Origin of the sequence: Nonomuraea sp. NPDC051191 (assembly GCF_044455665.1) — a bacterium.
Classification (GTDB): domain Bacteria; phylum Actinomycetota; class Actinomycetes; order Streptosporangiales; family Streptosporangiaceae; genus Nonomuraea.
The window spans coordinates 161744-183742 of sequence record NZ_JBITEZ010000003.1; the positions used below are offsets into that span (position 1 = coordinate 161744).

22 protein-coding genes are annotated in these 21999 nt (G+C 71.7%); 15 read left to right on the forward strand and 7 right to left on the reverse strand.

Going from position 1 to position 21999, the window contains the following annotated elements; translation table 11 throughout:
- Positions 1–71: 71 nt before the first annotated feature.
- The 3 genes from ACIA8R_RS09155 to ACIA8R_RS09165 all read left to right on the forward strand — a co-directional run bounded on the left by ACIA8R_RS09155 (position 72) and on the right by ACIA8R_RS09165 (position 2844).
- Positions 72–443, forward strand: coding sequence for a hypothetical protein (locus ACIA8R_RS09155; protein WP_357699320.1), 372 nt, complete (start codon positions 72–74; stop codon positions 441–443).
- 115 nt (positions 444–558) lie between these two features.
- Positions 559–2022 carry a DUF2079 domain-containing protein gene (locus tag ACIA8R_RS09160; protein ID WP_397037535.1) on the forward strand — a complete coding sequence of 488 codons (1464 nt, stop codon included), beginning with the start codon at positions 559–561 and terminating at the stop codon, positions 2020–2022.
- Positions 2023–2052: 30 nt separating this feature from the next.
- Complete coding sequence (locus ACIA8R_RS09165; protein WP_397037537.1) at positions 2053–2844, forward strand: NAD-dependent epimerase/dehydratase family protein; 792 nt, start codon at positions 2053–2055, stop codon at positions 2842–2844.
- On the opposite strand, the gene ACIA8R_RS09170 is transcribed toward ACIA8R_RS09165, so the two are convergent.
- Positions 2841–3923, reverse strand: a complete 1083-nt coding sequence (locus ACIA8R_RS09170) for a glycosyltransferase (protein WP_364084500.1) — start codon at positions 3921–3923, stop codon at positions 2841–2843. The genes ACIA8R_RS09165 and ACIA8R_RS09170 overlap by 4 nt on opposite strands.
- A gap of 38 nt (positions 3924–3961) precedes the next feature.
- On the opposite strand from ACIA8R_RS09170, the gene ACIA8R_RS09175 reads away from it, so the two are divergent.
- The 3 genes from ACIA8R_RS09175 to ACIA8R_RS09185 all read left to right on the forward strand — a co-directional run bounded on the left by ACIA8R_RS09175 (position 3962) and on the right by ACIA8R_RS09185 (position 9356).
- Complete coding sequence (locus tag ACIA8R_RS09175) at positions 3962–4780, forward strand: PIG-L family deacetylase (protein WP_357699313.1); 819 nt, start codon at positions 3962–3964, stop codon at positions 4778–4780.
- Positions 4781–4829: 49 nt separating this feature from the next.
- Entirely contained in the window at positions 4830–5888 is a 1059-nt protein-coding gene (locus ACIA8R_RS09180) for a lysylphosphatidylglycerol synthase domain-containing protein (RefSeq protein WP_357699311.1), read from the forward strand.
- 63 nt (positions 5889–5951) lie between these two features.
- A complete protein-coding gene (locus ACIA8R_RS09185; RefSeq protein WP_397037540.1) occupies positions 5952–9356 on the forward strand; it encodes a BTAD domain-containing putative transcriptional regulator in 3405 nt (1134 codons plus the stop codon).
- Here the strand turns inward: ACIA8R_RS09185 and ACIA8R_RS09190 are convergent.
- Positions 9325–9840: a hypothetical protein gene (locus tag ACIA8R_RS09190; protein WP_397037542.1), complete on the reverse strand. Its 516-nt coding sequence runs from the start codon at positions 9838–9840 to the stop codon at positions 9325–9327. The genes ACIA8R_RS09185 and ACIA8R_RS09190 overlap by 32 nt on opposite strands.
- A gap of 155 nt (positions 9841–9995) precedes the next feature.
- Here ACIA8R_RS09190 and ACIA8R_RS09195 point away from each other — a divergent pair, with 155 nt between their 5' ends.
- Positions 9996–10517 (forward strand): VTT domain-containing protein, encoded by a 522-nt coding sequence (locus ACIA8R_RS09195; RefSeq protein WP_364084508.1) that lies wholly within the window; start codon positions 9996–9998, stop codon positions 10515–10517.
- Here the strand turns inward: ACIA8R_RS09195 and ACIA8R_RS09200 are convergent.
- The gene (locus ACIA8R_RS09200) at positions 10514–10705 is read right to left on the reverse strand and encodes a DUF1508 domain-containing protein (RefSeq protein WP_357699303.1); all 192 of its coding nucleotides are present in this window, start codon (positions 10703–10705) and stop codon (positions 10514–10516) included. The genes ACIA8R_RS09195 and ACIA8R_RS09200 overlap by 4 nt on opposite strands.
- A 156-nt stretch (positions 10706–10861) precedes the next feature.
- On the opposite strand from ACIA8R_RS09200, the gene ACIA8R_RS09205 reads away from it, so the two are divergent.
- Positions 10862–11662 (forward strand): D-alanyl-D-alanine carboxypeptidase family protein, encoded by an 801-nt coding sequence (locus ACIA8R_RS09205; RefSeq protein ID WP_397037544.1) that lies wholly within the window; start codon positions 10862–10864, stop codon positions 11660–11662.
- Positions 11663–11672: 10 nt separating this feature from the next.
- Here ACIA8R_RS09205 and ACIA8R_RS09210 read toward each other — a convergent pair whose 3' ends face one another.
- Positions 11673–12218, reverse strand: coding sequence for a hypothetical protein (locus ACIA8R_RS09210; RefSeq protein WP_364084515.1), 546 nt, complete (start codon positions 12216–12218; stop codon positions 11673–11675).
- Positions 12219–12486: 268 nt separating this feature from the next.
- On the opposite strand from ACIA8R_RS09210, the gene ACIA8R_RS09215 reads away from it, so the two are divergent.
- Positions 12487–12774 carry a hypothetical protein gene (locus tag ACIA8R_RS09215; RefSeq protein ID WP_364084518.1) on the forward strand — a complete coding sequence of 96 codons (288 nt, stop codon included), beginning with the start codon at positions 12487–12489 and terminating at the stop codon, positions 12772–12774.
- Positions 12775–12779: 5 nt separating this feature from the next.
- On the opposite strand, the gene ACIA8R_RS09220 is transcribed toward ACIA8R_RS09215, so the two are convergent.
- Genes ACIA8R_RS09220 through ACIA8R_RS09230 form a run of 3 tightly spaced genes read right to left on the reverse strand, consistent with a single transcriptional unit; the run spans position 12780 to position 14859 of the window.
- Complete coding sequence (locus tag ACIA8R_RS09220) at positions 12780–13229, reverse strand: group II truncated hemoglobin (RefSeq protein WP_357699295.1); 450 nt, start codon at positions 13227–13229, stop codon at positions 12780–12782.
- 54 nt (positions 13230–13283) lie between these two features.
- A complete protein-coding gene (locus ACIA8R_RS09225) occupies positions 13284–14096 on the reverse strand; it encodes an RNA methyltransferase (protein WP_364084521.1) in 813 nt (270 codons plus the stop codon).
- Positions 14089–14859 (reverse strand): DUF4184 family protein, encoded by a 771-nt coding sequence (locus ACIA8R_RS09230; RefSeq protein ID WP_397037547.1) that lies wholly within the window; start codon positions 14857–14859, stop codon positions 14089–14091. Before ACIA8R_RS09230 ends, ACIA8R_RS09225 begins: the two co-directional genes overlap by 8 nt.
- Positions 14860–14998: 139 nt before the next feature.
- Here ACIA8R_RS09230 and ACIA8R_RS09235 point away from each other — a divergent pair, with 139 nt between their 5' ends.
- The 6 genes from ACIA8R_RS09235 (at position 14999) to ACIA8R_RS09260 (ending at position 21996) form a co-directional block, all read left to right on the forward strand.
- Positions 14999–15637 carry a hypothetical protein gene (locus ACIA8R_RS09235; protein WP_397037549.1) on the forward strand — a complete coding sequence of 213 codons (639 nt, stop codon included), beginning with the start codon at positions 14999–15001 and terminating at the stop codon, positions 15635–15637.
- A 233-nt stretch (positions 15638–15870) separates the two neighbouring features.
- The gene (locus tag ACIA8R_RS09240; protein WP_364084530.1) at positions 15871–17553 is read left to right on the forward strand and encodes a substrate-binding and VWA domain-containing protein; all 1683 of its coding nucleotides are present in this window, start codon (positions 15871–15873) and stop codon (positions 17551–17553) included.
- Between the two features lie 139 nt (positions 17554–17692).
- A complete protein-coding gene (locus ACIA8R_RS09245) occupies positions 17693–19246 on the forward strand; it encodes a sigma-70 family RNA polymerase sigma factor (protein ID WP_397037551.1) in 1554 nt (517 codons plus the stop codon).
- Positions 19247–19520: 274 nt separating this feature from the next.
- Positions 19521–19889 carry a hypothetical protein gene (locus ACIA8R_RS09250; RefSeq protein ID WP_125636955.1) on the forward strand — a complete coding sequence of 123 codons (369 nt, stop codon included), beginning with the start codon at positions 19521–19523 and terminating at the stop codon, positions 19887–19889.
- 11 nt (positions 19890–19900) lie between these two features.
- Complete coding sequence (locus ACIA8R_RS09255; RefSeq protein ID WP_364084536.1) at positions 19901–21016, forward strand: GNAT family N-acetyltransferase; 1116 nt, start codon at positions 19901–19903, stop codon at positions 21014–21016.
- Positions 21017–21162: 146 nt separating this feature from the next.
- Complete coding sequence (locus ACIA8R_RS09260; protein ID WP_357699280.1) at positions 21163–21996, forward strand: glycosyltransferase family 2 protein; 834 nt, start codon at positions 21163–21165, stop codon at positions 21994–21996.
- Positions 21997–21999: the final 3 nt, after the last annotated feature.

Genomic DNA, 21999 nt, shown 5'->3' on the forward strand with positions numbered 1-21999 from the left:
CGTGCAAGCGGCGATCAAGCAGAGATCGCTAATGTCCTCCTCGTACGGAAAACCAACGAAGGGCACCAAAAATGACTCCCCCTCGCCGACTCGCCCTCGCGGTCGCGACGATCTCCCTTGCCGTTCTGTCCACCGCCTGCGGTGCCGTCGGCCAGGCCGTTGACTGCAACAGCGCCGTCAACGAGCTTTCGAAGATCACCACTGAGTGGAGCGGCGCCATCACGAAGAACGCCACGGACACCGCGGCGATCGGCGACGCCTCCAAGGCCGCCGCCGCCAAGACCAAGGAGCTCGCCGGCAAGTACGACGGCGACGTCGCGGCCGCCCTGAACGACTTCGCCTCCGGCTTCGAGAGCCTGGAGAGCGGCGACCTCAGCAAGGCGACCGAGTTCAGCGGCAAGATGAGCGGCTTCACCACCAAGATCACCGCTGCCTGCTCCTGATCGGCCCGCGGTCGCCGCACCGCCTGCGGGGGGCAGGCCGGCGCGGTGACCGCGTCATCCGGTCCGTCGGAATGGGGAACGGACAGGACCGGATGGCCCCTTTACGCTTGCTGCCGTGACGGACGAAACGGTGATCGCGCGGCCGCAGGCAGACACCGCACTCCCCGCCAGAGTGCTCTTCCGCCACCGTGTGCGGGTCGGCGCCCTCGCGCTGCTCGCCGCGGTGGCGTACGCCGTTCTCGGCCTGGTCAAGCTGGCCACCTTCCGCGCGACCACGTTCGACCTGGTGATCGTGGATCAGGCCGTGCGCAACTACGCCCGGTTCCGGCCGCCGTACGTGCCGGTGCTCGGCGTCTTCCACGAGCGCGGCACGGACTACCTCCAGCTCGCCGACCACTTCTCGCCCATCTACGCGCTGCTCGCGCCGTTCTACTGGGTGCACGACGGGCCCGAGACGCTCATCGTGGCCCAGGCGCTGCTGTTCGCGGGGGCGATCCCGTTCCTGTGGCTGTTCACCCGGCGCGTGCTCGGGGTCGGGCCCGCCTATCTGGTCGCCGTGGCGTACGCGCTGTCGTGGCCGATCGCGCAGGCCGTCGCCTTCGACGCGCACGAGGTGATGTTCGTCCCGCTGCTCACCGCGATCATGATCGAGCGTTACCACGCCGGGCGCGTGCTGCCGGCGTTCCTGGCGATGCTCGGGCTCCTGCTCGTCAAGGAGGACATGGGGCTCCTGGTGATCGGGGCGGGGCTGTACCTGTTCGCCGTCGGCGACCGCCTGCGCGGCGTCGTGGCCGCGCTGCTCGGCGCGGGGGCCGTCGTGCTCGTCCGTGGCCTGCTGATCACCTCGTTCGGCGGCGACAGCAAGGACTTCTGGGCCTACGGCGACCTCGGCCCCGACGCGCCCGGCGCGCTGCTCGCGATGTTGCGCGACCCGCTCGCCGCCCTGCTGCTGCCCTTCAGCGACGAGGCCAAGGTCGACACGCTGTTCCTGCTGGTCTGGCCGACGCTGTTGCTGTGCCTGCTGTCGCCGCTGTCGCTGGCGGCGCTGCCGCACGTGCTCGAACGCCTGCTGTCCGACCGTCCGCAGTGGTGGCAGGCCGACTTCCAGTACAGCGCGTTCACCGTGCTGATCCTCTTCTGCGCCGGCGTGGACGGCCTGGCCAGGCTGCTGCGCTGGACCGGCCGCGCCGATCGGCAGGGGCTCAAGCTGGCCTGGGCCGCCGCGGCCTGCGCCGTCGCCCTCACCCTGGTGCCCAGGTTCGCGCTCGACCAGCTCTACCATCCCGCCTTCTACAAGGAGGACAAGGCCGCCGCCGCGGCCGAGGCGGTGAGCAGGGTGCCCTCCGGGGTGACGGTCGAGGCGGTCAACTCCGTCGGCCCGGCGCTGAGCTCGCGCACCACCGTCCTGCTGTGGAGCGCGGCCCCGCGCGGCGCCCCGTGGATCGTGGCCGACACCGCCCGCTGGGAGTTCCCGTTCGGCTCGGCCGACGACCAGCGCAACCGGGTCGAGCAGCTCCAGACCGAGGGCTACACGAAGGTGTACGAACGCGACGGGTACGTCGTCCTCCGGCGGAACTGACCGTACCGGCCGATGCCGCAGAATGTCGGCATGGGAATGATCGTGCTCACCGGCGCCGCCGGCATGGTGGGCGGCGCCGTACGCGAGCGGCTCCGCCAGTCCGCCACCAGGCTGATCCTGGTCGACAGGGAGCTCATGGAGGCCGGGCCGGGCGAGGAGGCCGTCCGCACCGACCTGTCGGACCTGGCCGCGACCGTGGCGCTGGTCAAGGGCGCCGACGCGATCGTGCACCTGGCCGGCGTGCCGGACGAGGCGCCCCTGCCCGACCTGCTCGACGGCAATGTGCTGACCACCCACCGCGTGCTGGAGGCGGCCCGGCTGGCCGGCGTGCCACGCGTGGTGCTGGCCAGTAGCAACCGCCTGACCGGCATGTACCCGGCCACCGCGACGATCTCCCCCGACCTGCCGCCGCGCCCCGACGGCCTGTACGGCGTCAGCAAGGCCGCCGTGGAGGCCCTCGGCCGCCTGTACGCCGACAAGTTCGGCCTTGAGGTGGTCTGCCTGCGCATCGGCAGCCTGGAGGCCGAGCCTCAGGACGTCCGCCACCTGGCGACCTGGCTGAGCCCCCGCGACTGCGCCGGCTTCGTCCACGCCGCCGTCACCACGCCCGGCCTGCGCTTCCTGGCCGCCTACGCCGTCTCGGCCAACACCCGCCGCTTCTGGCTGCTCTCCCCCGAACTCGGCTACGAGCCCGAGGACGACGCCGAGTCGTACGCCGCCCGCGTGACCGGCACGCCGGACGCCTTCTTCACCGAGGGCGTCCCGCAGGGCGGCGACTTCGCCTCGCGCGAGTACACGCTGCGCAGGGGCGGCCTGGTCTAACGCGCGATCGCCTGCTCGTAGGCCCGGTCGAACCCCTCCAGCACCCCGGCCCACGAGCCCGCGACGGGCGGCGTCGACCGGTTGTGGGCGGCGATCTCCCTGCGCAGCCCCGCGTCGGAGCACAGCCGCGCCACCGCCCCGGCCAGGTCGCCCAGCGTGCGGCCGAGCAGCCCCTCGGTGCCGTCCTTGACGAAGTCGGCGACGCCGCTCTGGGCCCTGGCCACCACCGGCACGCCGGCCGCCCGCGCCTCCAGCGCCGCGATGCCGAACGACTCCCTGGCCGCCGGGGCCACGAAGACGTCGGCCGAGTCGAGCACCTTGGCGATCTGCTCCCGCGTGTAGCGGCCCGGCAGCGACACCCAGCCGGTCATGCCGTGCTTGACCAGGAACCGTTCCATGCGGGCGCGGGCGGGCCCGTCGCCCACGATCGTGGCGCGCATCGGGATCTCGGCGGGCACCCGCTCCCGCGCGGCCAGCAGCAGCCTGAGCAGCCGTACGGGCTGCTTGCGCGGCGCGAGCCGGCCGACGGCGACCACGTGCACCTCCGCCCGCGCGGCGGGCACGCCCGGGGAGGGCGCCCAGCCCGTCAGGTCGAGGCCGTTGGAGACCACCCGCACCGGCACGCCGGCCCCCGCCACCGCCCTGATCGGCGCCGCCGCCGCCGTGCTCACCGTGGTGGCCACCAGCCCCCAGCGCTGCCAGCCGAACGCCAGCCGCAGCAGCCGGTAGAGCCCCCGCGTGACCGGGTCCCACATGCTGTGCACGGTCACCACGCACGGCACCCCCGCCCGCCGCGCCGCCCGCACCCCCATCCAGGCGAACGGCGAGACCGCTCCGGTGTGCACGTGCACCACGTCCGGCCGGACGACGGAGATGCCCCGAGTGAGATGCCCCACTCCGAACGGATGGACCGGCAGGTCGAACGGCATCCTGGCGACGACCCTGCGCACCCCCGGCAACGCCTCGCCCCTGGTCGCCGTGGCCACGAGCACGTCGTGCCCGGCCTCGCGCTGAGCGCGCACGAGGTCGGCCACCTGGACCTCGATCCCCCCGAGTCTCGGCAGGTAACAGTCACTCACGTGAAAGATCCGCACCCCTCCCAGACTAATCTGGGCGTGTGCCTCCACGTACCGCGGTCTTCTTCCACGCCCATCCCGACGACGAGGCTTTGCTCACGGCGGGCACCATGGCGATGCTCGCGGCCGAGGGCCACCGCGTGGTGCTCGTGGTCGCGACGGCCGGCGAACGCGGCCTGGCCGAGATCGGCCCCGGCGAGGAGCTGCGCGAGACCAGGCTCAAGGAGCTCTACGAATCGGCCGCGCTGCTCGGCTGCGCCCGCGTCGAGTGCCTGGGCTACGGCGATTCCGGGCTCAGCCCCAAGGGCGGCGTCGCCGACGAGCGGCCCGACAACGCCTTCATCGACGCCGACACCGAGGCCGCGGCCAGGGCGCTGGCGGCGATCCTGGAGGAGGAGAAGGCCGACCTGCTGTCGATCTACGACCCGGCCGGCGGCTACGGGCACCCCGACCACGTGCAGGTCCACCGGGTGGGCAAGCGGGCGGCGCAGATCGCGGGCACGGAGATCGTCCTGGAGGCGACGGTCAACCGCGACCCGCTGGTACGGCTGCTGCGCATGGCGGGCCGGGTGTACAAGTTCCCGCCGGAGTTCGACGTGCGCACGTTCGAGAGCGCGTACTCGGCGAGCGACACGATCACCCACCGGGTCAACGTCCGCCGGTACGCCCGGCAGAAGCGCGCCTCCATGGCCGCGCACGCCTCCCAGGCCAGCGGCGGCGACAGCGACCGCACCCTCGCCGTCATGCTGAAGGTCCCCGGCCCGCTCTACCGCCTGGTCTTCGGCACCGAGTGGTTCGTCCGCCGCGACCTGCCCCCCGGCGCTCGTCTCACTCACCCTTTCGACCGATGGCCGAAGTAGCACCTGAGGGTGACGTGCCGGCTCCGGCGACCCGTCAGACTGGTGGGCGATGAAGAACAAGCCGCTCCAGATCGCCCTGTCCGTCCTGTCGCTCGGGCTGGCCGTGCTGCTCGTGGTCTACCTGCCGCAGATCGTGCGCACGCTCACCGGCAAGCCGGTCTCCTGGCACGCGATCGGCGAGGTCTTCGGGGCGCTCGGCGCCGGCCAGATCGTCCTGATGACGGCCCTGTGGCTGCTGAGCCTGCTGGCGTACACGTTCGTGCTGACCAACTCGCTGCCGGGGCTGACCAACCTCCAGGGCCTCACACTCAACGCGGCGGGCAGCGCGGTCAGCAACCTGCTGCCGTTCGGCGGCGCGGTCGGGGTGGCGCTGTCGTTCGCCATGACCAGGGGCTGGGGCTTCGCCAACCGGCCCATCGTGGTGATGACGCTGGTCAGCGGCATCTGGAACACCTTGTTCAGGTTCATCCTGCCGGCTGTGGGCATCATCGCGCTGCTCATGGCGGGCGAGGTGCTCGACCCGGCGTTCGTCAAGGCGGGCTGGACGGGCGCGATCTCCATCCTGGCGCTCTGCGTGATCGTGGCCGTCGCCCTCTACTGGGACCGCGCCGCCGCCGTGCTCGGCCGGGCGCTCGACGGCCTCACCCGGCTGCTGCGCCTGAAGGTGCACGCCTCCGAGGCCTTCCACCGGCTGCGCGCCGACACCGCGGAGATCGTCCGTACGCGCGCGCTCGGCCTGTCGCTCGGCATGGTGTTCTTCCTGGGCTTCCAGTGGGCCATCATGGCGGCCTGCATGTGGGCCACCGGCGCCTGGCCGGGCCTGGCCCAGTCGATCGCGGTCTTCGCGCTGTCCCGCGTGCTCACCAGCGCCGTGATCACGCCCAGCGGGGCCGGGATCATGGAGAGCGGGGTCGCCGCGTTGCTGATCACGTTCGGGGTGCCGGGCACTCCGGCCGTCGCGACAGCACTACTTTTCGGCTTCTGGACTTACACTATCGAGATCCCGTTCGGCGGCCTCGCACTGGGCGCGTGGGCGCTCCTGCGCAGGCGCAACGGCCGGAACGCCGCCGCGGAGCCCCCGTCCGCGATCTCGAAGGCCCCCCAGTGACAATCCCAAAGCCATCAAACACCTTGTGCGCCGTTCGGAAGCCCGCATAGCGTGGCGGCTGACATGGTGGCGTTCCGGGTTCTGGGGCCAGTCGAGGCGTACGAACACGACGACGAACTCGACCTCGGCGGGTTGCGGCAGCGGGCCGTCCTCGCCCGACTTCTCGTGGCCAGAGGTCAGGTCGTGCCGGTTGACACGCTTCTTTACGATCTGTGGGACGACGACGCCGCCAAGGGCGCCCAGTCGGGTCTCCAGGTCTACATCTCCCGCCTGCGCAGAGTGCTCGAACCGGGCCGTCCGCGCGGCGGCCCCAACCGTCTGCTGGTGACCGTCGCCTCCGGCTACGCCCTGCGCGTGGCCGCCGAGCAGGTCGACGCGCTGCGTTTCGAGCAACTGGTCAGGGCGGCGGGCGAACACCTCGAAGAGGGCGACCCGCAGTCCGCCCGCGGCCGCCTGGAAAAGGCGCTCGGCCTGTGGCGCGGCACCCCCTACTCCGACTTCGCCGACCAGCCCTGGGCCGAGGCCGAGGTCAACCGGCTGGCCGAGCTGCGCCTGGTGGCCCGCGAGCGGCACGCCGACACCGGCCTGCGGCTGGGCCTGCACGCCGAGACCGTGCCCGACCTGGAGGCGCTGACCACCGAACACCCGCTGCGCGAGGAGGGCTGGCGGCTGCTGGCGCTCGGTCTCTACCGCTGCGGCCGGCAGGGCGACGCGCTGGCCGCGCTGCGCAGGGCCAGGAACATGCTGGCCGACGAGCTGGGCATCGACCCGGGCCCCGCGCTGCGCAAGCTGGAGTCCGACATCCTGGCCCAGTCCCCCGAGCTGGAGCTGGCCGCGCCGCCGCGGCCCGCCAGGTCCGCCCCGGTCACCGACACCTGGCCGCCGCGGCCCGCCGCCGCCCACGTCGAGCCGCCGCCGCTGGAGCCCGAGCCGTTCGTCGGCCGCGACGCCGAGCTGGCCAGGCTGACCACCGCCGCCTCGCGCACCGGCCGCTTCCAGGTCTCGATCGTGACCGGCGTCGCCGGCGCGGGCAAGACCACGCTGCTGCGCCAGCTCGACGGCAGGCTCGGCGCCGACGGCTGGATCACCGCCTCCGGCGCCTGCCCCGACTCCAGCGCGACCCCGCCGGGCTGGGCCTGGGTGGAGATCCTGCGCTCGCTGATCGGCGCGACCGGCGCCGGCGAATACGCCCAGCTCCTCGCCCCCCTGCTCGACGACACCGCCCCCGACCCCGACGAGGACGAGGTCTCCGGCGGCTTCCGCCTGCACCGCGCGGTCGGCGGCTACCTCGCCGGCGTGGCCCGCCGGGCGCCGGTGCTGCTCACGCTGGAAGACCTCCACTGGGCCGACGACCAGACGCTGGCCCTGCTGCGCGCGCTGCCGAGCCTGCTGGCCACCAGCCGCGTCCTGCTCGTCGTGACGTGCCGGGAGAGCGAGCTCGACGACCGCCAGTCCGACGTGCTGGCCGCCCTGGCCCGTCTCGAACCGGTCCGCGTAGGCCTGTCCGGTCTCGACCCCAAGGCCGTGGCCGAGCTGGTCAAGGCCACCTGCGTCCGCGAGATCGACGAGGACGCGGTCGAGTCCATCGTCGAGCGCACCGGCGGCAACCCGTTCTTCGTGCGCGAGACCGTGCGCCTGCTCGACGCCGAAGGCGCGGCCGACCGGGCCAGCGCCACGCAGGTGCTCTCGCGCGTGCCCTCGGGCGTGCGCGACGTGCTGCGGCGGCGCATCTCGCGGCTGCCCGCGGGCGCCCAGCAGATCCTGCTCCAGGCCGCGGTCATCGGCCGCGACGTCGACCTCGACGTGCTGGTCACGGTCGCCGGCGACGAAGACGCGGTGATCGAGGCGGTCGAGGCCGCGCTGCTGGCCGGCCTGGTGACCGAGCCGGGGCCGGGGCTGCTGCGCTTCGACCACGACCTGGTGCGCGACACGATCTACTCCGACGCCTCCCGGCTGCGCCGCACCCGGCTGCACGCCGCCGTCGCCGCGGTGATCGAGCAGCGCACGTCCTCCGACGTGGCGGCGCTGGCCCACCACTACTTCCTGGCCGACGCGGCCGAGAAGGCCGTCCACTATGCGGGCCTGGCGGCCGAGCAGGCCGAGCGGCGCTTCGCCCACCGCGAGGCGGCCACGTTGTGGGAGCAGGCCATCGCGGCCTTCGACCGGGGCGGCCCCCGTACCGAGGACAAGGGGCGCGAGCCCGGCCAGGAGCGCGCCAAGGAGCGGCTACGGCTGATGCTGCGCCAGATCAAGGCACTGGCGCTGTGCGGCGACATGACGGCCGCCAGGCTGCTGCGCCGCCAGGCCATGGACGCCGCGCTGCCGCTCGGCGACCTGGAGATCACCGCGAAGGTGGCGGCGTCGCTGGCCGTGCCGCACAAGGGCATGGCGCGCGACTTCACCCGCACCGCATGGGAGATCGTCGACGTCACCGAGAAGGCGCTCATCGAGCTGCCCGCGGGCGAGCAGCGCCTGCGGGCGAGCCTGCTCACCACGCTGGCGCTGGAGCTGGAGGGCTCCTCCTCGCCCGAGCGCGGGCGGCAGGCCTCGCTGGAGGCGCTGGAGCTGGCCAGGCAGAGCGGCGACCCGACGCTGATCGCGGCGGCGCTGAGCGGCCGGCTGCGCCAGTCCTACGACATCCCGGCCGTCGACACCCGCGAAGGCATCGGCAGGGAGCTGCTGGAGGTCGCCCAGCGCTCGGGCCAGATGGCCACGCAGGCCCTGGCCCACCTGGTGCTGCTGGAGTGCGCGGCGGCCAGGGGCGAGTTCGCGGCCGCCGACCAGCACGCCGCCGCCGCCGACCGGCTGGCCAAGCAGTACGACCTGTCGGCCCCCGCGGCCGTCGTCGTCTGGTACGCCGGCCAGCGTCTGATGATCTCCGGCGACTACGCGGGCGCCGAACGCACCTACCGCGAGGCCGCCCGGATGACCGCGCGGGCCGGCATGCTCGAAGGCCGCCAGGACCTCCCGCTGATCACCGCGTTCTGCCTGCACCTGGTCGACGGCCGGGCGGCCCAGACCGTCGACCTGCTGGCGGCGGCCCACCAGCGTGGCGCCAAGTGGACGCTCGACGCCTACGCGCTCGCGCTGGCCTCGGCCGGGCATCTCGACGACGCCAGGGCGGTCGCCGCGACGCGCCCGCCGGTCCGGCCCGACTTCCTCTACGAGCTGGTGATGACCTGGCGCGCCCTGGCGGGCATGCTGCTGGACGACCGCGAGCGCATGGTCGACTGCTACGACAAGCTCAAGCCGTTCGCCGACCGGGTGGCCGGCGCGGGCACGGGCGTCGTGGCGCTGTGGCCGGTGGCGCTGACCCTCGGCGATCTGGCCATCCGGCTGGGCCAGCCCGACGCGGCGCGCGCGCACTACGAGAAGGCGCTGGAGGTGGCCCAGCGGGTGGGCGTGCCGCGCTGGGTCGAGGCGGCGCGGCGCTCGGTCAGCAGCTCACCTGGAAACGCTCGCTCATGACGGTCCCGCCGGGCCGGGCGATCAGCTCGACCCGGTACCACCCGGCGTTGCCGGTGATCTGCGGCTGCCATTCCACGTTCCGGCTGCCGGCGGCGAACCCGGAGTGGTCCACCAGGTAGGTGCGCCACGTCCTGGCCGCCGGGCTCCAGCGCGACAGCCGCCAGCGGTACAGGACCGTCGTGCCCGGCCGCGGGTTGACCAGCAGGCCGCGGGCCAGGAACGACTTGCCGCAGCCGGGGGTGGCGTCGGGCAGGGCGCTGAGGGCGATCTCGCCCGCCCTGGCGGGGGCGCTCTGCCGGGCCGGGGCGGTGATGGGCAGCTCGCGGGCCGAGAGGGTGACGGTCCGCGCGGGCCCGGTGTCCGAGCCGGCGCTGCTGTAGGCGGAGACGCCGACGTAGGCGCTGGTGAAGGCCAAGGCCGCCACGAGCAGCTTGACCGCGTTGGCGGTACCGCCTGCCAGGACCACCGCGCTTCTCGACGACATGATCAACACCCCTTTTGCTCAGTTCAGGTATAGGGCGTGAGGGTTGAGGGGTGGTTGTCGCCTACTTGCAGCCGGTGCCGTGCCCTTGCAAGCTGATGTGGCGGAATGCCTTCTCCTTGACTAAGGTAAGGCTGACCTAAGGCGTTGGAGTGGGGGTGAGCGGGCTCATGTGGCATGCGGCTGCCGCCCTCCCTGATCCCGCCCGGCCGTTCTGGTTCGGGCTGCCGTACTGGCTGGTGGGGGCCGTTCTCATCCTCGCGCTGTTCGGCGCGTTCCAGGTCTACTACTGGGTCGGCCGCAAGCTCGGCGAGAAGCTCTACGAGTCGCGGGTCGGCGTACGGCTCGGCCGCGAGCGCATCGCCAGGATCGAGGGCGTCGTCGAGAAGTGGGGCGCGCTGGCCGTCTACGGCTGCTTCTGGGTGCCCATGCTGCGGCACACGCTGCCGTGGGTGGCGGGCGCGCTTCGGGTGTCCTATCCCTGGTACGTGGTGGCGAGCGCGCTCGGCTGCCTGACCTGGGCGCCCATCTGGTGGTTCGGGCTCACGGCGCTGGTGTGGGGCTGGCTGGAGCTGGCCGCCCGCTCGCCCGCCGGCGCGCTGCTGCTGCTCGCGGCGGTCGCGGCCGGCGTCGCGTGGTTCTTCGTCCGCCGCCGGCGTAAGGCGCTGGCCTCGTCCTAGATCGCCGCCGGGGTCTGGTCGTCGATGGCGGCCTCTGGAGCGTTCCTGCGTACGGTCTCGATGCCGTTCACGCAGGCGGCCTTGCTGGGATAGCCCTCGCCCACGGCCAGCGTCTGCCCGTTGTTCGCGACGAGCGCGAAACGGAACGCGCCTCGCTCGTCCTGACTGATGATGAATCTGCCTGCCACGGCCTCGTCTCCCCGCAGATGTCGGATCTATCAAGCATTTACCCCCAACTGGGCGCCACTTACGGCCGAGTTTCGCAAACCAAGCCTTGATCTCCTGCGAACATGTCTGGCATGCGTATTGGGGGTTTCATCGGCTCTGCCGTACTCGCGTTGCTTGTGGGGATCTCTTACCCGGCGTCCGCCGCACGGGCCGCCGACGTCCCGGCGGTGAAGGCCGGGGCGGCGTACGTGGTGGACTCGGACGGAACGATCCACTTCAGGAAGCGGGAGACCCGGCGGGTGCCGGTCGCCAGCCTGGTCAAGGTGATGACGGCCTACGTCGTCCTGCGGGAGGGACGCCTGAACGAGGCGATCACGGTCACCGCCGCCGACACGAAGCACGCGACCAGCAACGGCGCGACCACGGCGGGCCTGCGCAAGGGCGAGCGCCTCACGGCCAGGGACCTGCTGTACGGCCTCATGCTCCCCTCGGGCGCCGACGCCGCCAACGCCCTGGCCAGGAAGTACGGGCCGGGCAAGACGGCGTTCGTGGCCAAGATGAACCGGGCCGCCCGCTCGCTCGGCCTCGCCGACACCCGCTACACCAACCCCGACGGACTGCCCACGCCGGCCAACGGCGGCTACTCGACCGCCGTGGACCAGGTCACGCTGGCGCAGCGGGCGCTGACCGACCCGACCTTCCGCGCGGTGGTGGGCAGCCAGGTGCACAAGGTCGCCAAGTCGGCCCTGCACCGGGCGCACACCTGGCGCAACTCCAACAAGCTGCTCGGCCGGTCGGACGGCGTGCTGGGCGTGAAGACCGGCTACACGAACGCGGCGCAGTACTGCCTGCTGTTCGCCGGTGAGCGCAACGGCAGGCTCGTGGTGGGGGCGCTGCTCCACGACGGGGACGAGCGCCGCTTCACCACCGCCGCGCAACTGCTGGACTACGCGGGCGAGCAGATGGCCGCCGGCTGACCCGCGAGGGTCAGCCGAACGTGAGCCGGCCCGCCGCGGGCAGCGTGCTCAGGCCCCCGGTCGCGCAGGCCAGGATGCCCATGGCGGGCGTGATCGAGCCGCGGACGTGCTCGCCGGACAGCGGCCCCGAGGCGACCGTGCCGGTCAGGAAGCTGTCGGCCGGGCTCTGGGTGGCCAGCCGGTCGGCCCGCGCGCGCACCTGCGAGGTGCCGACCGGCCGCCCGTCGAGGCCGAACCAGGTGATGCGGACGGCGCCGTGGACGTGCCGGGCGCTCGCGCACGAAGCCTGGCCGACGCTCTTCAGGGTGACCCAGCCCGAGCGCAGGTAGGGGGCCGTGCCGTCGCCCGACAGGCAGCCGGTGAGCTGGAGGTTGCCGCGGACCGACACCGGCCTCGCGGTCAGGCCGACGCGCGGGCTGAAGGTCAGCGGCCGGCCGTCAGGTGAGCTGACGGCGCAGGTCAGGGCGTGCTGGTCGGGAGCGGCCCACAGGGGGGAGGCCGCCGACGCGTACGGGGTCGCCGCGGCCGCGGCCGCGATGATCCAGGCCAGCTTCACAGGACCTCCGTAGGTCGCTCTCGGTGATCGGCAGCTCACATCTTGCCGTATCCCGGGCGGGTGACGGTCCTCCGCCGGCCCGAAAGGCAACAGCCCGGCCGGCGGGAGCGCGATCACGGCCGTCGGTTCGCGATTGAGGCGGCCGGCCCTGGGTACCCGCTGATCGCGAACTGAAACCACTCAGGTGGACTTCGCCCCCCGAAGCCGACCCCAGGGTCGATTCACGCAGATAGGGTGGTGAATCTACCCCTCCGCAATAAGGAAGATCATGGCGGAATTCATCGAAGTCCGCACGACGATCGAGGGCCATGAGCAGGCCGCCGCGCTCGCGCACACGATCCTGCTCGCGGAGCTGGCCACCTCGATCGACATCGCGGAAGCCCCGGCCGCGGAGGCCGGGGACTCCTGGCAGCTCACGCTCATCACCCCGCGGGAGCGGGCCGCCGCGCTGGAGGCGCACATCGTCGCGAACGGCGGCGCCGTCGACTCCCAGCCGGTGCTGCACGACATCGACGCCTACCCCGACTGGCTCACCGAGGACACCGACCGCCCCTGAACCGGCTATCGCGGCGGCTGCTCCCAGTCCCAGCGCGGCACCTCGCGCAGCGGATGGAGCTGGTCGTCGGTCTCGGCGTGGGAGTTCTGGAGCGCGACCTGCGTGCCGAACTCCACGTGCGAGCGGAGCGAGGCCCGGAACGGCTCGTCGCCGGGCAGCCCGGCCTCGTCGGCGGCCCGCATGTACAGCTCGACGAACCGCAGCCGCTGGGCCTCCTCGATGGCCAGCCCGCGATGCGCCTCGATGAGCAGCGGGAAGCCGCCCATCTCCGCCGAGAACGTGTCGGGGCCGCCGAAGGTCTCGACGGTGAAGGCGGTCAGGTTGTCCACGTGGCCCGCCTTGCCCTCACCGAACAGCGGCTGGAGCAGCGGGTCCGTCAGCAGGCTGCGGTAGAAGATCTCGATGAAGCGGCGTAAGCCCTCTTCGCCGCCGGCGTGCTCGAACAAGGTCTGCATGATTACAGGGTTACACGGCTGGTCGAGACGCCACCAGACCCACTCGCCGGGAGGTCAGCGCCCGGCCGGGCGCATCAGCCCGTGGCAGGCGATCGCCGCCGCGGCCACCACGTTGAGCGAGTCGACGCCGGCGTCCATCGCGGCCGGGCTCATGGGGATGCACACCGCGTGGTCGGCCTCGTGCAGCCAGTGGGAGGACAGGCCGTCGCCCTCGGCGCCGAGCAGGAGCGCCACCCGGTCGCCCATCGCGATCCGGTCGATGGGGGTCGCGCTCTGGTCGGGGGTCAGCGCCAGGCTCTGGAACCCGGCCTCGCGCAGCTCGCCGAGGCCGGTGTACCAGTCGTCGAGCCGGGCGTACGGGATCGAGAAGACCGCGCCCATGGAGACCTTGACGGCCCGGCGGTAGAGCGGGTCGGCGCAGCGCGGCGAGAGCAGGACGCCGTCGACGCCGAGCGCGGCGGCGCAGCGGAAGATCGCGCCGACGTTGGAGTGGTCGACGAGGTCCTCCAGGACCAGCAGCCGGCGGGCGCCCTTGATCAGGGTCGCGGCCGTGGGCAGCGGCAGGCGTTGCATGGAGGCCAGCGCGCCGCGGTGGATCTGGAAGCCCGCGATGCCGGTCATCAGCTCGTCGCTCACCTGGTAGACGGTGGCGTCGCCGATGACGTCGGACAGCGACTCGTACCAGCGCCGGGTGGTCAGGACCGAGCGGATGGGGTAGCCGGCGGCGACGGCCCGCCTGATCACCTTCTCCCCCTCGGCGAGGAACAGGCCGCGCTCCGCCTCCAGGCTCTTGCGCAGCTCGACGTCCCGCAGCCGGGTGTAGTCGGCGATTCGGGGGTCGTCGGCGTCGAACACGTAGTCAGGCACCTTCCGATACTGCCATGCGCCGCCTGACCTGCCAGACGACCGCGTAGCAGACCAGGACGGCCGAGAGCCCGACCACGGTGCCGGCGCCCGTCTTGGTGACCACGCTCCTGAAGCCCAGCGCGGGGTTGGGCTCGTCCACCAGCGGCCACAGCAGGGCGCCGGCGACGATGCCGAGCGCGCACGCGGCCAGCACGACCCACCGTGCGGCGGGGGCGAGCCGCAGGCGGCCCGGCACGTGGGCCGCCTCGCTCCTGGACAGGGCGCGCCACGCCCACCACACGACCACGGTCAGCCCGACGGCCGACGAGGTGTACTGCAACACGCTGAAGAGCCTGGTCGTGCCGTAGACGAGGGTGTCCGGCCAGGCGCCCCAGCGGGCGGAGGCGTAGGAGTGGGTGAAGGAGTCCCAGAACACGTGGGTGGCCGCGCCGATCACCCCACCGGCCGCCACCGGCAGGATTCTGAGCCGGACCGGACGCAGGAGCGCGGCCCGGCCGGTGAGCGACGGCGGCAGCAGCGAGATCAGCGGATCGCGCAGCACGAGGTGGAACAGCGGCAGGAGCAGCAGCACGGCGGCCACGTCGAGGGTGAGCACGCCCTGCCAGGAGTGCCAGTTCCCGTAGACGGGCAGGAACGGCAGGAAGATCGGCAGGTCGGGGACCATCGCCCCCAGCGCGAGCGCCCACGGATCGGCGAACCGCCGCGCCCGTTCGGAGGCCACCAGCGGCAGCACGGCGGCGATGTGACTCGGCGTGAACGGCACGACCCCTCCCCCGGACGATGACCGCCATTATCCGGTGAATCTTGAACATCCTTTGCCGCACAGGCCTTAAAGTCACTCTGAGTCATGGGTACGTTACGTAACGCTGTCGACGGCCGGATAGCCGGAAGTTCGGGGGTTCATGGTGTCTGACCAGCGGATTCATGAGCATCCGGCCGCGACGGCCGACTGGCTGCGGGCCGCCCGCGCCGCGCGTGCGCTCTCCGTGGCCACGCTCGCCTGGCTGGCCGTGGAGAGCACGCTCGGCCTGGCCGCCGGGCTGTCGGCACACTCCGTCGCGCTGATCGGCTGGGGGCTGTCGGCCTTCGCCGAGGCGGGGGCGAGCCTGATCGTGGTGTGGCGCTTCACCGGCGCCCGCACGCTCTCGCCGCACGCCGAGACCACCGCCAGGCGCGCGGTGGCGGTGAGCTTCTGGCTGCTCGCGCCCTACCTCGTCGGGCACGTCGCGCATGACCTCGACGCCGGCCACCGGGCCACGCCGACCGTGCTCGGCATCGTGGTCACGACGGTCAGCCTGGTCAGCATGCCGGCGCTGGGGCTGGTCAAGCGGCGGCTGGGGGCGCGGCTGGCGTCGGCGGCGACGTCCGGGGAGGGCACCCAGAACCTGATCTGCGCCGCCATGGCGGCCGGCGTCCTGGTCGGCCTGTGGCTGAACACGCTGGGCTGGTGGTGGGTGGATCCGGCCATGGCGGTGGCCCTCGCGGCGGTCGCCGTGCGTGAGGGGGCGCGCGCCTGGCGCGGTCACGCCTGCTGCCACTGAGCGCCACTCTCCGTAATAGGCGCACCAAAAGAGCGGTTTTGCCACACAGAGTCCACCGAGTATCGTTCCCGAAGTATTGCGGAGCAACTCCCGCTAGGGTCTCCGGAAGGTCTCAACGCCTAAGAGGACACCAAGAGGACATCGTGGGGCGACACCGGACAGACGAGCTCGATGGCGGCTACCGAGCCCAGGAACCCCCCTCCCGCAGGCGGTCCGTCAGCGGGCGTGGCAGAGTGCTCGTACCGCTGGCCGGGGCCGTCGCCCTGGCCGTGCTCCTCGGCGTCGCGGCGTTCGTGATCTTCAACCGCGAGCACGACTGCTCGGCCGGCAAGCTGCCGCTGCGCGTCGTGGCCACCCCCGACATCCACCCCGCGCTCAGCAAGATCGCCGCCAGCTACACCAAGGCCATGCATTCGATCGACAGCAAGTGCGTCGAGGTCACCGTGGCCAAGGAAGGGGCGGCCAAGACCGCGAACGGGCTGGCCGCCGGCAAGTCCGCCGCGGACGTGTGGGTGGCCGACTCCAGCCTGCTGGTGGGCAACGTCCGCAACTCCCCCGCGGGCTCGGCGCTGCCGGAGCCGGCCGGCTCGGTCGCCGTCTCGCCCGTCGTGCTGGCGACCGCCAAGTCCGCCGCGGCCAAGCTGTCCGGCAGCCTCACGCCGAGCTGGGCGGGCATGATCGCCGCGGCGAACGTCGCCAACCCCGACGGACCGGGCAGGAAGGTCCGGGTGCTGGCGCTCGACCCGCAGAAGAACTCCGCCGGGCTGGCCGCACTGCTGGCCGCCGCCACCTCGGCCAAGGAGGCCAAGCAGGACAAGGCGCTGGTGGGCGCGCTGAAGGAGATCTCCGGCCAGCTCGCCTCCGACCCGGCGGCGCTGCTGGCCAGCCTGACGGTGAAGTCGGGCAGCAGGGTGCCGGTCGGCGTGGCCACCGAGCAGGCCGTCTACGCCCACAACGCCAAGAAGCCCGAGGCCCCGGTGGTCGCCCTCTATCCCAAGGAGGGCACGCTCAGCCTCGACTACCCGATCACGGTCCTCACCAAGGACCCGGCGGTCCAGAAGGCGGCCACGGACTTCAGGCAGGACCTCGGCACGGACGCGGCCAAGAAGACCCTGCGCGCCGCGGGCTTCCGCAGCGCCGACGGCAAGGCCGGCGACGCGCTGTCGAAGGAGAAGGGGTTCGTCCCCGACAAGCCGGAGGCGCTGCCCAAGCCCGACGCCAAGGCCGTGGCCTCGATGGTGCAGACCTGGTCCCGGCTGAACCTCGGCACCCGCCTGCTCACCCTGCTCGACGTCTCCGGCACGATGGCGCTGCCCGTGCCCGGCACGAACATGACCCGGATGCAGGCCATCAACAAGATCGCCATGGAGGGGCTGGGTCTGTTCCCCGCCGACTCCGAGCTGGGCCTGTGGACGTTCTCCACGCACATGGACGGACAGGGCAAGGACTGGAAGGAACTCGTCTCGGTCGGCCCGCTCGCCGAGTCGACGGACGGTGTGCTCCGCAAGCAGGCGCTGGCCGCCCAGTTCGGGCAGATCCAGGCCAAGGCCACCGGCGACACCGGCCTGAACGACACCATCAGGGCGGCCTACGGCGAGCTGACGAAGACGTACCAGGACGACAAGATCAACACGCTGCTGATCCTCACGGACGGCGCCGGCAACGACGACCCCGACGGCGGCGTCACGAACGCGCAGATCCTGCAGTACCTCAAGAAGACCTACAACCCGAAGCGGCCGATCAGCATCCTGCTCATCGCCTTCGGCCCGGAGGCCGAGGCGGGCAGGAAGCAGATGGACACGCTGGCCAAGACGACCGGCGGCGAGGCCTACATCGCCAAGGACGTGCTCCAGGTCCGCGACTTCTTCCTGCAGGGCATGGAACGCCGGCTCTGCGCCCCCAGCTGCGACGGCTGAGCCACTCCCGTCACAACCATCACGAGGTCATGCCTGTTGGGCATGGCCGGGGCCGCGCCGGTCAACCTGGCCGATCGAGGCGGCGTCCTCTCCCGCGTGGGTGCTTTGAGCGCCCGTTCACCCGCGGGGAGGGGAATCCGTGCCTGGATGGCCGACGGTCGGCCGCGCCGACGATCAAGAGCTGGTCGACGCCCTGCGACGGGCCGACACCGACGCCCCCGCCGACCTGTACGACTCCTACGGCGAACGGCTCCACGACTACGCCTTCTCGCTGATCGGCGACCGGGAGGCGGCCGCGGACGCCGTGCACGACGCCCTGGTGACCGCGCAGGGTTGCGTGGAGCGGCTGAAGGAGGCCGGCCGCCTGCGCCCCTGGCTGTACGCGCTGACCAGGTTCCAGGTCCGGGCCAGGATGGCGCATCGCGGCACGCCCGCCGGGGGCGTGCCGCGGACGCCCCCGGCCGGGCAGCCCGACTCCGAGCTGGCCGAGCTGGTCCGCGAGACGCTGGCCGAGCTGAGCGGGAACGAGCGCGAGATCGTCGAGCTGTCGGTGCGTCACGGCCTGACGCCGGTCGAAGTCGCCTCGGTGCTGGGGCTGACCTCCCGTCAGGCCGCCACGCGGCTCGGCCGGGCCCGCGACCAGCTGGAGAACGCCGCCGCGGCGGTCGTCCTGGCGAAGACGGGCCGCGCGCACTGCCCGGATCTGTCGGCGATGGTGGATTCGTGGGAGGGGCCGCTCACGCCGTTGCTGCGGCGGCGGCTGTCGGGGCACATCGCCGGGTGCGAGGTGTGCACCGAGGGCAAGCACCGGCAGATCTCGGCGTCGCGGCTGCTCGACCTGGTGCCGGTCGAGTTCCCGCCGATCTCGCTGCGCCGCCGGGTGATCGACACCTGCGTCAATCCCGAACGCGACCAGACCAGGACGCTGATCACCGACCGCGGCGACAGCTTCGACAGGGCCGGCTTCCCGGTGGTGGCCGAGCGGCGCTCGCGCCGCCGCCGTCCGCGCCGTCTCGGGCCGGTGGTGCTGGCCGGGGCGTGCGTGCTGGCCGCGACCGGGGCGGTGGTCGTGATGAACGGCGGCGACACCGCGCAGACGGCGTTCACCGTGACGCCCACGCCCGCCCTCTCCTCCGTCGAGCCGGCGGTCACACCCGAGCCTGACCCCGAGCCGGAGCCGGACGACGACCTGACGCCCGAGCCCACGCCGAGCGACGGCGGGCCGGAGACGTCCCCGGCCGCCACGCCCACGGCCCGGCCGTCCGCCCGGCGGCCCAGTCGCGGGCCGGCCGCGCCCACGGTGGTCCGCCGCAGGCCGGTGCCGGTCGCCCGGCTCGGCACGTCGTGCCCCGGCTCGATCGCCGGCGCCGCCAAGATCGGGCTGCGCGCCCGCAACGCCGCGGTCTCCTGGACGGCGACCGCGTCACAGGGCCTGGACGTGTTCCCGGCCAGCGGTTCGGTCAAGGCGGGACGCTCGGTGTCGATCTGGGTGACCGTCCTGGACCCGAGCGCCGCGGGCCGCGGCCGGGTCGCGTTCACCTCGAACGGCGGCGCCGCCACCTGCTCGCTGGCCTGGAACGCCGACCGCGCCCCGCAGACCGACCCGCCGTCCGACCCGCCGGCCACCCCCGAGCCGTCCGAGCTGCCGAGCGAGGACCAGTCGTCGAATGTGGACGCGGCACCACAAGGGTGACGAACAGCCTCCCAGCTAGAACGGACATAACGGGATAAACAGGACCCTGGCTCGAACATCATAGGCCACATAGGGCATTCTGGTTAGCTTGGGGAACACGCCTGGAAACCCGGAGTCACCATGTCACGTGGCGGAAGTCACATGAAGAACTTCGCCATGCCGGTGAACCTATGCGGCTCTCCAAGCGTCGGCATTGACGTGTCCGGACCCGGATTGGTCCCATGAAAGTGGATCAATCATGTCTTAACCAGAAAGAGCAGGAGAGAAACAGGAGATGCTCAAGCACCGCAGAGCGCTGGCATGGCTGCTGGCACTCGCCTGCATAGCGGGGGCCGTGGTCGCCTTGTTCGACCTCGACACCCCGCTGCGCCCGCTCTTGATCTCCTTGTTCCTTCTCGTGGTTCCGGGGGCGGCGGTCGTGGGACTGTTGCGCGATCGTGACCCGCTTGCCGCACTATCAGTAGGAGCCGCGGCCAGCCTCGTCCTGAACGTGCTCCTCGCCGAAGCCATGCTGCTGTTCAACGCATGGTCGCCCAGAGCCGGGGTCGCGACGGTCGCCGTGCTCGGAGGGTTCATGTACGTGCTTCGCGTGTTGTACCGGGGGAAGAACATGCAGACCGAACAGGGGGCCAGGGCAAGGTGAACATCCAGGTAGTGCGCCCGAGAGACCTCGGAGACTCCGAACGCGCCCGATGGCGCGAGCTCCAGAAGGCCGACCCGAGTCTGGACAACCCGTTCCTTTCGGTCGAGTTCGCGGTCGCGATGGACCGGCTGCGCGACTACGTGCGCGTGGCGGTCATCTCCGACGGCAACCGCATCGCCGGGTTCTTCCCGTACGAACGGCACAGCTTCGGCATCGGGAAACCGCTCGGCGGCTTCCTCACCACCTGCCACGGCCTGATCGCCGTGCCTGACCTGCGGCTCGACGCGAAGGACCTGCTGCGCGCCTGCAAGCTCAGCGTCTTCGACTTCGACCACCTGGTCGCCGGCCAGCCGACGTTCGCCCCGTACGAGGCCGACGTGCGCCCGGCCCCCGTGATGGACTTCACCTCCGGCTTCGACTCATGGCTGGAGCAGGTCAAGGTCAACTCTCCCAAGAACCTCAAGACCGTCCGCTACAAGGAGCGCAAGTTCGGCCGGGAGCAGGGCGGGCTGCGCTTCGAGTGGAACGCGACCGACCCCGAGGTCCTGCGCACGCTGCTGACCTGGAAGTCCGACCAGTACCGGCGCACCGGCCGGGTCGACCGGTTCGCGCAGCCGTGGATCGTCGAACTGATCGACATGATGCATGCCGAGAAATCATCGGATTTCTCGGGCATCCTCACCATGCTTTATGCCGGGGACGTGCCCGTCGCTGGGCATTTCGGCCTCCGTACCGCCACGACCCTTGTAGGGTGGTTCCCCGCCTACGACACCGAGTACGCCCGGTACTCGCCCGGCATCGTCCATCACCTGCAGATGGCCGAGGCCGCCGCGAACGACGGGATGCACATGGTCGACATGGGCAAGGGCGGCAAGGAGTACAAAGACTGGCTCAAGAGTGGGGTCCTGTACGTCGCCGAAGGCCGCATCTCACGACCGTCCGCGACAGCGGCCGTCCACTGGATGGGCCGAACTCCTTTCAACAAAGCTCGAACAATCGTGATGGATCGACCGTCTCTTTATAGGGCGGCCGACCGCGTCCTCAAGGGCTTTGGTCGGGTGCGCACCTCGATGCAGCAGCAACAGGAGTCACCCAATGTAGTCAAGGAACCAACGGGAGCGAGCTGAGCGCTCCTGGCACCACCCCCCGGCACCAGCACACCCTCACTCCACAGGACCCAAGTGCACCGCTCGACGGCTCCGCCATTCCCGCAGCACCCGGGGATGACTCCGGGCGGTGAGCAGGGCCGGGTCCCGGAAGGATATCCCTCGCCATGAGTCCCGAGATCACCAAGCACAACGGCAAGGCCCAGAAGTCGCCCTTGCGCTCCATGCCTCCGCCTTCCAGCTTCACGCCGGTCACCCCTCACCTGGCCATTTCCCCGACGGTGAGCGTGGTCGTACCGGCGATGAACGAGGCCGAGAACCTCCCGCACGTCTTCGCGACGATCCCCCAGTGGGTCGACGAGATCGTGCTCGTCGACGGCAACTCCGTCGACGACACCGTCGAGGTCGCCAAGCGCCTGCGGCCCAACGTGAAAATCGTCACGCAGACCGGCAAGGGCAAGGGCGACGCCCTTTCCGCCGGCTTCGCCGCGTGCACCAGCGACATCATCGTCATGATCGACGCCGACGGCTCGACGGACGGCCGCGAGATCATCTCGTTCGTGGGCGCCCTCGTGACCGGGGCCGACTTCGTCAAGGGCTCGCGCTACGCCGCCGGCGGCGGCAGCGACGACCTGACGCTCAACCGGCGCCTGGGCAACAAGGTCCTCACCGGCATCGTCAACGTGATGTACAAGACCAGCTACACCGACCTGTGCTACGGCTACAACGCGTTCTGGGCGCGTCACCTCGACGTGCTCGACCTCGACTGCGACGGCTTCGAGGTCGAGACCCTGATGAACGTGCGCGCGGCCAAGGCCGGGCTGAAGGTGCACGAGGTGCCCAGCCACGAGCGCAACCGCATTCATGGCGAGAGCAACCTGCGTGCCGTACGAGATGGCTTCCGTGTGCTCAAGACGATCCTGAAGGAGTGGCGCCGCCAGCCCTCCGCCCCTCAGCCTGAGCCCACCGCCACTCCCGCCGCTGACCGAGGCGTCGCGTAAGAG